Raw genomic sequence first — 5,229 nt, forward strand, 5'->3', positions numbered from 1 at the left:
AAGAAGCTGGTGGACCTGATCGGCGCCGACGTGGTGGTGTCCGTGGGCCGCGGCATCAGCAAGGACGTGGAGAAGGGCATCGCCCTGGCCGAGGAGCTGGCTGAGGTTCTGGGCGGCGTGGTTGGCGCCTCCCGTGCCGTGGTGGATGCGGGCTGGATCTCTGCCGACCACCAGGTGGGCCAGACCGGCAAGACCGTGCATCCCAAGATCTATGTGGCTCTGGGCATCTCCGGCGCCATCCAGCACAAGGCCGGCATGCAGGACTCCGAGTGCATCATCGCGGTGAACAAGAACGAGACCGCCCCCATCTTCGAGGTGGCCTCCTACGGCATCACCGGCGACCTCTTCAAGGTCACCCCCATGCTCATCGAGTCCATCAAGGCCCTGAAGGCCTCCAAGTAATTCGTTTTCCTTTCACAGCAGCATCACATAGAGAAGAGACCCCGCCGGAACGCTCCGGCTGGGGTATCTTCTCTTGTGTGCCGTAGAGAAAGTGATCCACATACGTGGGATATATAGACCCCGGCGAGGAAAAGAGAAAGAATCTGTTGAACGGAACGGGTGCTCCCCCTTTCGTTTGATGCCCCCACAGACCCCTTCATAGGGCCTTTGGAAACTACTGTTTTGTAGTACAAGGAGGATCATTATGAGCAAAAAAAATTACGTCGTTATGGACGGTAATACCGCCGCGGCCCATGTGGCCTATGCCTTTACTGAGGTTGCGGCGATTTACCCCATCACTCCCTCTTCTCCCATGGCGGAGAAGGTGGACGAGTGGTCCGCGAAAGGCCGGAAGAACCTGTTCGGCTCCACCGTGGACGTCATCCAGATGCAGTCTGAGGCCGGTGCTGCCGGTACCTGCCACGGCTCCCTGCAGGCCGGTGCCCTGACCACCACCTTTACCTCTTCCCAGGGCCTCATGCTGATGATCCCCGCCATGTATGCCATGGGCGGTCAGTTCCTCCCCAGCGTGATGCACATCGCCTCCCGCGTGGTGACCTCGAACCACCACTCCATCTTTGGCGATCACACCGACTTCATGACCTGCCGTATGACCGGCTATGCCATGCTGATGTCCTCCTCTCCCCAGGAGGCCATGGACCTGGGCGCTGTGGCCCACCTGTCCGCCATCGGCTCCAAGTACGCCTTCATGCACTGCTTTGACGGCTTCCGTACCTCCCACGAGATGCAGCGCATCGAGGCCCTGGACTACGAGGACCTGCGCGGCCTGGTGGACTACGAGGCCCTGAAGGACTTCCGCCGCAACGCCCTCAACCCCGAGCATCCCACCAACCGCGGCAACAACGTCAACCCCGACGTCTACTTCCAGTGCAAGGAGGGCGCCAATGTCAAGGCCGCCGTCGTGCCCGAGACCGTTCAGCACTACATGGACGAGATCAACAAGATCACTGGCCGCGACTATAAGCTCTTCAACTACTACGGCGCTCCCGACGCGGAAGAGGTCATCGTGGTGATGTGCTCCGCCTCCGAGGCCGTGAAGGAGACCGTGGATTACCTCAACGCCAACGGCCGCAAGGTGGGTATGGTCCAGATCCATCTGTACCGTCCCTTCTCCGTCAAGCACTTCTCCGAGGCCATTCCCGCCACGGTCAAGAAGATCGCTGTCCTGGACCGCAACAAGGAGACCGGTTCCGTGGGCGAGCCCGTGTACCTGGACGTGGTCACCGCTCTGAACCAGGCCGGCCGCGGCGACATCCGCGTGGTGGGCGGCCGTTACGGCCTGTCCTCCAAGGACACCACTCCCGGCCAGTTCATCGCCGTGTATGACAACCTCAAGCAGGAGAACCCCAAGAACAACTTCACTATCGGCATCATCGACGACGTGACCCACACCTCCCTGGACTACAAGGAAGTGGAGCTGGCCCATCCCGGTGAGGTGGCCTGTAAGCTGTGGGGCCTGGGCGGCGACGGTACTGTGGGCGCCAACAAGAACGCCATCAGCACCATCGGCCTGGTGGCCAACAAGTATGCGCAGGCTTACTTCTCCTATGACTCCATGAAGTCCGGTGGTCTGACTCAGTCCCACCTGCGCTTCGGCGATCACCCCATCCGCGCTACTTACAACGTGTCCTCCGCTGACTTTGTGGCGGTCCATGCCCCCACCTATGTCAACAAGTACGACACCACCGCCGATCTGAAGGACGGCGGCACCTACCTGCTCAACTGCCCCTGGTCCGTGGAGAAGCTGGGTGAGCGCCTGCCCGCCAAGATGAAGCGGGATCTGGCCAACAAGCACGCTCAGTTCTACATCATCGACGCGGCCAAGCTGGCCGGCGAGATCGGCCTGGGCAAGCGCACCAACAGCATCCTGCAGGCCGCCTTCTTCGCCCTGACCAAGGTCATCCCCCTGGATATGGCCGTGGAGGACATGAAGAAGAACAACTACAATTCCTACTTCAAGAAGGCCGGTCAGAAGATCGTTGACCTGAACAACCAGGCTGTGGACGTGGGCATCAACGCCGCCGTGAAGGTGGAGATCCCCGCTTCCTGGGCCGATGCCGTGGACGCTCCCGCTGCCGAGATCGAGGCCACTCCCTTCGTCAAGGAGATCGTGATGCCCATCGACCGTCAGCAGGGCGACAAGCTGCCCGTCTCCGTGTTCCAGAAGCACGGCGTGCTGGACGGCACCTGGGAGAACGGTACTTCCGCTTACTCCAAGCGCGGCGTGGCGACTGCGGTGCCCAAGTGGAACCCCGACGCCTGCATCCAGTGTAACCGCTGCTCCATGTGCTGCCCCCATGCGGCCATCCGTCCCGTGCTCCTCAGCGAGGAGGAGAAGGCCGGCGTGCCCGCTTCCTTCGTCACCGTGCCCGCCAAGGGCCTGGGCAAGGACGCCCCCGCTTACTCCTTCCGCATTCAGGTCTCTCCCTATGACTGTCTGGGCTGCGGCGTGTGTCTGACCGCCTGCCCCGCCAACCAGAACGAGAAGAGCGCCGACGCTCTGGTCATGACTCCCTTCGAGGAGATGAAGCCCGAGCAGGAGAACTTCGACAAGGTCGCCATGAACGACGCCTACCTGAAGAAGGACGTCATCAGCGACAAGACCGTCAAGTCCATCCAGTTCGCCAAGCCCTACTTCCAGTTCTCCGCTGCCTGCGCCGGCTGTGCCGAGACCACCTACATCAAGCTGGTCAGCCAGCTGGTGGGCGACCGTATGTACATCGGCAACGCGGCTGGCTGTTCCTCCGCGATCAGCGGCGGCGCCCCCATCCTGCCCTACTGCCGCGACTGCGAGGGCCATGGTCCCGCCTGGGAGCACTCCCTGTTTGAGGACAACGCCGAGTTCGCCTACGGCTTCTTCCACGCTCAGGATGCCATCCGCAAGGAGCTGCTCATCCGCATGGAGAGCCTGAAGGCTGCCGGCATCGCCGTGGAGGCCATTGACAACTACATGGCCAACTGGGAAGACAAGGATCAGACCCGCGCCGTCTCCGACGCTCTGGTCGCTGCCCTGGAGGCCGTGGAGAAGAACGCCGACATCGAGTACATCCTGGACAACAAGGAGTACCTGAGCAAGAAGTCCATCTGGGCCATCGGCGGCGACGGCTGGGCCTACGATATCGGCTTCGGCGGCATCGACCACGTCATGGCGCAGAACCGCGACGTGAACCTGCTGGTTCTGGATACCGAGGTGTACTCCAACACCGGCGGACAGGCCTCCAAGTCCACCCCCATCTCCGCTGTGGCCAAGTTTGCCGCCGGCGGTAAGCGGGTGGCCAAGAAGGACCTGGGCGCTATCCTCATGAACTACGGCTATGTCTACGTGGCTCAGGTCGCCATGGGTTATGACCAGAATCAGACCCTGAAGGCCATCCGTGAGGCCGAGTCCTATCCCGGTCCCTCCATCATCATCGCCTACTGCCCCTGCCTGGAGCAGCACATCAAGGCCGGCATGAGCTGCACTCAGACCGAGATGAAGAAGGCCGTGGAGGCCGGTTACTGGCACCTGTACCGCTACGATCCCCGCCGCATCGCCGAGGGCAAGAATCCCTTCCAGCTGGATTCTCCCGAGCCCGACACCGATAAGCTCATGGACTACCTGATGGGTGAGAACCGCTTCGCCTCCCTGAAGAACAACTTCCCCGAGCGCGCGGAGGAGCTCTATCAGCAGGAGATCGCGGAGCTGAAGGCCCGCTATGCCCGCTATCGCAAGATGGCCGACGAGCAGTAAGGGAATATAAACGACGTTTTGACCCAGTCAAACACGGCCGCGACATCCCTGTGAGATCGCCGCTGTCCGTATGACAGCAACGGGGTGCCGCCTGTGTTGGCGGCACCCCGTTCTTTGTTTTGCCTGGGTCTCCGGAACAGAATTATCTGAGGAGGAACGGTTATGTATCAGACCATTCGCTTTGAGAAGCAGGACAATATCGCTATCATCACCATCAATCGCCCCGAGGCCCTCAACGCCCTCAACTCCACCGTCATCGGCGAGCTGGAGCAGGTCATCACTCAGGTGGAGCAGGACAGCACCCTGGGCTGCATGATCCTCACCGGCGAGGGCCGCTCCTTCGTGGCCGGCGCCGACATCGGCGAGCAGATGCCCCTGGACCTGAACGGCGGCCGCAAGTGGGGCCAGCGCGGCAGCGCTCTGTTCCGCCGCATTGAGAAGCTGGAGATCCCCACCATCGCTGCGGTCAACGGCTTCGCTCTGGGCGGCGGCTGTGAGCTGGCGCTCTGCTGCGACATCATCCTGGCCAGTGAGAAGGCCAAGTTCGGTCAGCCCGAGGTGGGCCTGGGCATCACCCCCGGCTTCTCCGGCACCCAGCGCCTCCCCCGCCGGGTGGGCATCGCCAAGGCCAAGGAGCTGATCTTCTCCGGCAAGATGATCAAGGCCGACGAGGCTGAGAAGATCGGTCTGGCCAACGCTGTCTACGCTCCCGAGGAGCTGATGAACGGCGCCGTGGAGATGGCTCGCTCCTTTATGAAGAACGCCCCCATCGCCGTGAAGTACTCCAAGGCCTGCATCGACCGCGGTATGCAGATGGACATCGACGACGGCATCGCCCTGGAGAACGAGCTGTTTGCCATGTGCTTTGCCACCGCCGACCAGAAGGAGGGCATGACCGCGTTCCTGGAGAAGCGTTCCGCCACCTTTGAGAACAAGTAAGAAGAGGAGTAGAACGATATGATGACATCCCAGGAGTACATCGAGAGCCTGCGGAAGCTGAAGACGCGGGTGTACATGTTCGGGGAGCAGATCGAGAA

General features: G+C 61.6%; 3 protein-coding genes. All 3 read left to right on the forward strand.

Going from position 1 to position 5,229, the window contains the following annotated elements:
- On the forward strand, positions 1 to 402 hold a 402-nt coding region (locus GPK94_RS05905), incomplete at its 5' end, for an electron transfer flavoprotein subunit alpha/FixB family protein (protein WP_215654755.1).
- A gap of 244 nt (positions 403 to 646) precedes the next feature.
- Positions 647 to 4,192 carry a pyruvate:ferredoxin (flavodoxin) oxidoreductase gene (nifJ, locus tag GPK94_RS05910; RefSeq protein WP_215655031.1) on the forward strand — a complete coding sequence of 1,182 codons (3,546 nt, stop codon included), beginning with the start codon at positions 647 to 649 and terminating at the stop codon, positions 4,190 to 4,192.
- Positions 4,193 to 4,354: 162 nt separating this feature from the next.
- On the forward strand, positions 4,355 to 5,131 hold the full coding sequence (locus GPK94_RS05915; RefSeq protein ID WP_101690943.1) for an enoyl-CoA hydratase-related protein: 777 nt from the start codon (positions 4,355 to 4,357) through the stop codon (positions 5,129 to 5,131).
- The last annotated feature ends 98 nt before the right edge of the window (positions 5,132 to 5,229 follow it).

It is taken from the genome of Pseudoflavonifractor sp. MCC625 (assembly GCF_018784545.1).
GTDB classification, from domain to species: Bacteria; Bacillota; Clostridia; order Oscillospirales; family Oscillospiraceae; genus Pseudoflavonifractor_A; species Pseudoflavonifractor_A gallinarum.